Annotated in this window: 2 protein-coding genes and 1 pseudogene; 2 read left to right on the top strand and 1 reads right to left on the bottom strand. The window is 76.6% G+C overall.

All coding sequences use genetic code 11. The annotated features are described in order from the left end of the window. A pseudogene (locus GTQ99_RS18895) lies at nt 1–399 on the bottom strand (MarR family transcriptional regulator); the annotation flags it as partial. Between the two features lie 171 nt (nt 400–570). Between GTQ99_RS18895 and GTQ99_RS18900 the strand changes: the two are divergent. Further along, nucleotides 571–2,838, top strand: coding sequence for an alpha-galactosidase (locus GTQ99_RS18900; RefSeq protein WP_420814588.1), 2,268 nt, complete (start codon nt 571–573; stop codon nt 2,836–2,838). Further along, a complete protein-coding gene (locus GTQ99_RS18905) occupies nt 2,835–5,759 on the top strand; it encodes a glycoside hydrolase family 2 TIM barrel-domain containing protein (protein WP_166617269.1) in 2,925 nt (974 codons plus the stop codon). The genes GTQ99_RS18900 and GTQ99_RS18905 overlap by 4 nt, the downstream gene beginning before the upstream one ends. The last annotated feature ends 33 nt before the right edge of the window (nt 5,760–5,792 follow it).

A 5,792-nucleotide genomic window follows, 5' to 3' on the forward strand; every position in this document is an offset into this window, starting at 1 on the left:
GTCGGCGACCGCGGCGGCGGCGGCCGCGGGGGAGGTGTCCTCCAGCGGGGCCTCCGCGCTGGCGAGCACCGTGGCGCGCAGCGAGGTCAGGACGGCGTGCGCCGTGCGGGCGGTGAGCTTGACGCCGACGAAGCGGTGCGAGCGCTCGTCGACGTCGAGCGGGCGGGTGGGCCGCCCCGACGTCGGGTCGTAGGCGCCGGTGGTCTCCACCAGCAGGCCGGAGTCCAGCAGCGGCCTGGACAGGCGGGTGAGGCTGCCGGCGGACAGCTCCAGGCGCCGGGCCAGCTCGCTGCGCGGCAGCGGCCCGTCGAGCAGGACCTCGAGCGCGATGCTGTGGGCCGCGCCGGTCAGCGGCGTCCAGGCCACCGGCGCCGCGGCGCCGCTCCCGTGCGCTTCCATCGTCCTCCTCCGCGGGCCGGGACCCGCGGAGTGGTTATCGCCGCGGAAGTCTGGATCCCGAGACGCCGAGGATGCCACAGGCGCGAGGGGTGGTTGACGCCTCCGAGAGTTTCGGCGTAGAAGTGACGCGCCCAGCCACACCGACGTGCATACGGAGCCACCGTGACCTTGCTGCGCGACCCAGCGCTGACGACCACCGAGTCCGGCGACGCAGCGCTCGAGCAGGTGCTCCACCTGCGCGCAGCCGGCGTGAGCCTCGTGCTCGCGCTGCAACCCGACGCCCTGCCCGCCCTCGTGCACTGGGGCGCCGACCTCGGCGACCTCGACGAGCGGGCGCTGGGCGAGCTGGTGCGCACCGGGCGCACCGCCCGCGCCAACAACGACCTCGACGTGCCGCAGCCCGTGCGGCTGCTGCCCGAGCAGTCGTGGGGCTGGAGCGGCCGGCCGGGCCTGGCCGGGCACCGCGCCGGCACCGCCTGGTCCACCCGCTTCGTCCCGGTGCGCGCCGGCGTGCGGCACGGGTGGGACGACGGGCAGGACGGCGGGCAGGACAGCGGGCAGGACGGCGGGCGCCTGGAGCTCGAGGCCGTCGACGAGGCCGCCGAGCTCAGCCTGCTGCTGGAGCTGGAGCTGCTGCCCTCCGGTCTGCTGCGCCACCGCGCGAGCGTGACGAACACCGGCCGGGACGACTTCGAGGTCGGCGAGCTGGCGCCGGCGCTGCCGCTGCCGCCGGTGGCCACCGAGGTGCTCGACCTCGCCGGCCGCTGGGCCAAGGAGCGCGTCCCGCAGCGCCTGCCGCTGCGCTTCGGCGCCCACGTGCGGGAGAACCGGCGCGGTCGCACCGGCCCGGACGCCCCGCTGGTCACCGCCGTCGGCACCGCCGGCTTCGGCTTCCGCCGCGGCGAGGTGTGGGCCGTGCACACCGCCTTCAGCGGCAACCACCGCAGCAGCGTGGAGCTGCTGTCCAGCGGGACCACCACGGTCTCGGCCGGGGAGCTGCTGCTGCCCGGCGAGGTCCGCCTGGGCACCGGCGCCTCCTACCGCAGCCCCTGGGTGTTCGCGGCGCACTCGACGCGGGGCCTGGACGGCGTCGCCGACCGCTTCCACCGCTACCTGCGCTCGCGCCCGCACCACCCCTCGGGCCCGCGCCCGGTCGTCGTCAACACGTGGGAGGCCGTCTACTTCGACCACGACCTCGACCGGCTGCTGGAGCTGGCCCGCGCGGCCGCGGACGTCGGCGCCGAGCGCTACGTCCTCGACGACGGGTGGTTCCGCCACCGCCGCGACGACTCGGCGGGGCTGGGGGACTGGTACGTCGACGAGGACGTGTGGCCGCAGGGGCTGCACCCGCTCGTCGACGGCGTGCGCGCCCTCGGCCTGGAGTTCGGCCTGTGGGTGGAGCCGGAGATGGTGAACCCCGACTCCGACCTCGCCCGCGCGCACCCGGACTGGGTCCTGCGCACCGGCGGGCGCACCCCGCTGCTCTCGCGCCAGCAGCTCGTGGTCGACCTCGCCAACCCCGACGCCTACGCGCACCTGCTGCAGCGCCTGGACGCGCTGCTCACCGAGTACCCGATCTCCTACCTCAAGTGGGACCACAACCGGGACCTGCTGGAGGCCGGGTCCGGGCCGCGGGGGGTGCCCGGCGTGCACGCGCAGACGCTCGCGGTCTACCGGCTCCTGGACGAGCTGCGCGGCCTGCACCCGGGCGTGGAGGTCGAGGCGTGCTCCTCCGGCGGTCTGCGGGTGGACCTGGAGGTCCTCGAGCACACCGACCGGGTGTGGGCCAGCGACTGCATCGACCCGCTGGAGCGCCAGCAGATCCAGCGCTGGACGACCCAGCTGCTGACGCCGGAGCTCGTCGGCTCGCACGTGGGGGCCTCGCCCTCGCACACCACGCACCGCAGCAGCGACCTGTCCTTCCGGGCCGCGACCGCGCTGTTCGCCTCCTTCGGCATCGAGACCGACGTCAGCCGGATGCCCGCCGCCGAGCGCGAGGAGCTGGCCCGCTGGGTGTCGCTGTACAGGGAGCTGCGCCCGCTGCTGCACACGGGGACCCTCGTGCGCGCCGACGACTGCGACCCCTCGCTGCTGGTGCACGGGGTGGTGGCCGCCGACGGTTCCGACGCCCTCTTCGCCCTCGTGCAGCTGGGCACCCCGGACGCCGCCGTGCCCGGGCGGGTGCGCCTGCCCGGGCTGCTGCCCGACGCCGAGTACGAGGTGGGCGTGCAGGCGCCGGGGGACCGGCCCGCGCTGCGCAGCCCCGCCGAGCTGCCCTGGCTGAGCGCGCCCGCCCGCCTCGGCGGCCGGGCGCTGGAGGTCCTGGGGCTCGCCGCACCGGCGCTGCAGCCGCAGCAGGCGCTGCTGCTGCGCGCCAGGCGGACCGCGCCCGCGACCGCGCCCGCGACCACGAGCGTGCGGGGAGGGGGTCGGGCGTGAGCCGCTGGTTCGAGGACTTCGCCGTCGGCCGGGGCGCGCGGCCGGCGCGCGCCCACCTGCGCAGCGACGCGCCGGCGCTGTCGCTGAACGGCCGGTGGCGCTTCCGGTACGCCGAGCACGCCGACGCGCCCGCCGACCTGGCGCAGGTGGACCTGGACGACGGCGGCTGGCCGACGATCGCGGTCCCGGGGCACTGGCAGCTGCAGGGCTGGGGCGCGCCCGCGTACACCAACGTCCGCTACCCCTTCCCCGTCGAGCCGCCGCACGTGCCGGACGAGAACCCCACGGGTGACCACCGCCGCACGTTCGCCCTGCCCGACGGCTTCCTCGCCGGGGGCGCCCGGGCGGTCCTGCGCTTCGAGGGCGTCGACTCCGCCTGCGTCGCGTGGGTCGACGGCGTCGAGGTGGGGCGCTCCACGGGCAGCCGGCTGCCGGTGGAGTTCGACGTCACCGACGCCCTCGACGGCGACCGCACCGAGCACGTGCTCGCCGTCCGGGTCCACCAGTGGTCGGCCGCCAGCTACCTGGAGGACCAGGACATGTGGTGGCTGTCGGGGATCTTCCGCGACGTCGCACTGCTCTCGCGCCCCGCCGGCGGGGTCGAGGACGTCTTCGTGCACGCCGGGTTCGACGCCGCCGCGGGGACCGGCCGGCTGCGCGTCGAGGCCGTCGTGGACGGCGGCGGGCGGGCCCGGGTGCTCGTCCCCGAGCTGGGCGTCGACGCGGCCGCCGGCGAGGAGGTCCTCGTGCCCGGCGTGCAGCCGTGGTCGGCGGAGGTGCCGCGGCTGTACGAGGCGGAGGTCGTCACCGGCGCCGAGCGCGTGCGGCTGCGCATCGGCTTCCGCACGGTCGCGATCGTCGACGGGGTGTTCACCGTCAACGGCGCGCCGGTGAAGCTGCGCGGGGTGAACCGGCACGAGTTCTCCCCGGACACCGGCCGGGCCGTCGGCGAGGTGGAGATGCTCGCCGACGTGCTGCTCATGAAGCAGCACGGCGTCAACGCCGTCCGCACCAGCCACTACCCGCCGCACCCGCGCTTCCTGGAGCTGTGCGACGAGCACGGGCTGTGGGTGGTCGACGAGTGCGACCTGGAGACCCACGGGTTCTTCTTCACCGACTGGCGCGAGAACCCCTCCGACGACCCCCGCTGGCGCGAGGACTACCTCGACCGCGCCCGGCGCACGATCGAGCGGGACAAGAACCACCCGAGCATCGTGCTGTGGTCGCTGGGCAACGAGAGCTGGACGGGGCAGAACCTCGCCGCCATGTCCGCCTGGATCAAGGACCGCGACCCCTCCCGGCCGATCCACTACGAGCACGACTGGGCCGTGCCGTACGCCGACGTCTACTCGCGCATGTACGCCACCCACGCCGAGGTGGCGGCCATCGCCACCCGCACCGAGGAGGCGCTGCCCGATCCGGTGGCCGACGCCCGCCGTCGCGCGATGCCGTTCGTGCAGTGCGAGTACGCGCACGCCATGGGCAACGGGCCCGGGGGCCTGGCCGAGTACCAGGAGCTGTTCGAGAGCTCCGAGCGCTGCATGGGCGGCTTCGTGTGGGAGTGGATCGACCACGGCCTGCGCCAGCGCGGCCCCGACGGGCGCGAGCGCTTCGCCTACGGCGGCGACTTCGGCGAGGTCGTGCACGACGGGGCGTTCGTGGCCGACGGGCTGCTCTTCCCCGACCGCACGCCCTCGCCGGGGCTGCTGGACTACGCCGCCGTCATCGCGCCCGTCCGGCTGCGCCCGCGGGCCACGCCGTCCGGGGAGCTGCTGCGGCTGACCAACCACCACGACGTCCTGGACCTGGCGCACGTGCGGCTGGCCTGGAGCGTGGCCGACGGGGGCGTCGAGGTGGCGCGCGGGGAGCTGGCCACGCCGGACCTGCCGCCGCGCGCCTCCGCGCTGCTGGAGCTGCCCGAGGAGGTGCTGCGGCTGGAGCCGGCCGCGGCCGAGCGGTGGTTCACCGTGACCGCCCACCTGGCGGCCGCCACGTCCTGGGCCCCGCAGGGGCACGTGCTCGGCCGCGGGCAGGTGCTGCTGGCCCCCGCGCCGGCGCGGCAGCGGCCCGCCCCCCTGGCCCCCGTGCGCCGCGGGCCGGACCTGCTGCTCGGCGCCGCCGTCCTGGACGCCCGCACGGGTGCGCTGCGCTCGCTGGGCGGTCTCGACGTCGACGGCCTGGAGGTGGCGCTGTGGCGCGCCCCCACCGACAACGACCGCGGCGTGCACGGCGAACCGCTGGAACCGGTGTGGCGCGAGCTCGGCCTCGACCGGCTGCGCCACCGCACCGCGTCGGTGAGCGTCGGCGCGGACGGCGTCGTGGTGGCCGGGCGCACCGCGGCGGCCGGCACGGACGCCGGGTTCGGCACCGTGCTGCGCTGGAGCGCCGGCGCGGACGGCGGCGTCCGGCTGGAGGTCGACGTCGTCCCCGAGAACCCGGCGGGCTGGCCGGTGCCGCTGCCGCGGGTGGGCGTGCGGCTGCGGCTGCCGCGCCGGCTGGAGGAGGTCACCTGGTTCGGGCGCGGGCCGGGGGAGTCCTACCCCGACACCGGCGCGGCCACGTGGACGGGCCTGTTCTCCCGCACCGTCGACGAGCTGCAGACGCCGTACGTGCGCCCGCAGGAGAACGGCCAGCGCTCGCAGGTGCGGTGGGTCTCGCTGACGGCTCCCGACGGCACCGGCCTGCTCGTGCGCGGGGAGCCGACCGTCGGGGTGGGCGTGCGCCGCTGGAGCACCGAGGCGCTCGACGCGGCGGCGCACGACGCCGAGCTGCGCGACGAGGGGTGCGTGTGGCTGCACCTGGACGCCGCGCAGCAGGGCATCGGCACGGCCTCCTGCGGGCCGGGGCCGCTGCCGCAGCACCTGCTCACCGCGGCGCCGACGACGTTCGCCGTGGAGTTCGCCGTCCAGCGCCAGCGCTGACGGGGCGTTTCGGCGCCGGGGGCGGGGGTAAGC

Source organism: Kineococcus vitellinus (assembly GCF_009906315.1).
In the GTDB taxonomy this organism is placed as follows: domain Bacteria; phylum Actinomycetota; class Actinomycetes; order Actinomycetales; family Kineococcaceae; genus Kineococcus; species Kineococcus vitellinus.